This window comes from Streptomyces sp. DH12 (assembly GCF_020873895.1).
In the GTDB taxonomy this organism is placed as follows: domain Bacteria; phylum Actinomycetota; class Actinomycetes; order Streptomycetales; family Streptomycetaceae; genus Streptomyces.
Map to the genome: position 1 here is coordinate 1 of NZ_JAHWGT010000840.1, position 479 is coordinate 479.

At 71.0% G+C, this 479-nt stretch carries 1 protein-coding gene; it reads right to left on the reverse strand.

All coding sequences use genetic code 11. From position 1 onward, the window contains the following. Nucleotides 1-479 (reverse strand): STAS domain-containing protein (locus LPA54_RS37360; RefSeq protein WP_228984895.1); only part of this gene is annotated, 479 nt, incomplete at both ends.

A 479-nucleotide genomic window follows, 5' to 3' on the forward strand; every position in this document is an offset into this window, starting at 1 on the left:
ATCAGGTGCTGCGCGACCAGCGAGTCGACCGTCGGCACGCCGGTGATGTCGAGGATCGCGAACCGGGCGTGCTGGTCGACGACCGCGTTCAGCAGCGTCTCCATCACCACCTGGCTGCGGGCGCTGTCCAGCGTCCCGATCAGCGGGACCGCCACGATCCCGTCCCAGAGCTTGATCACCGGTGTCGCCACCTCCAGCAGCTGCAGCCGCTGCCGGTCTATCAGGGCCTGGTTCTCGCTGAGCGCGGTCTGCATGGTGACCAGCCGCAGCGTGCCCATCAGCACGCTCAGCGCGGTCGCGCACTCCCGCCGCCGCTCGGGGTCCTCCTGTGCCAGATCGGCCACCAGCAGGTTCTCCACCGGCGGCAGCAGCGCGGCCAGCTCGCTGGGCGTGTCCATCGCCAAGGCGGGCGCCGAGGAGGTCACCTTCACCGACGGCCGGGTGGTGCCCACCCGCACGCTGATCTGGACCGCCGGGGT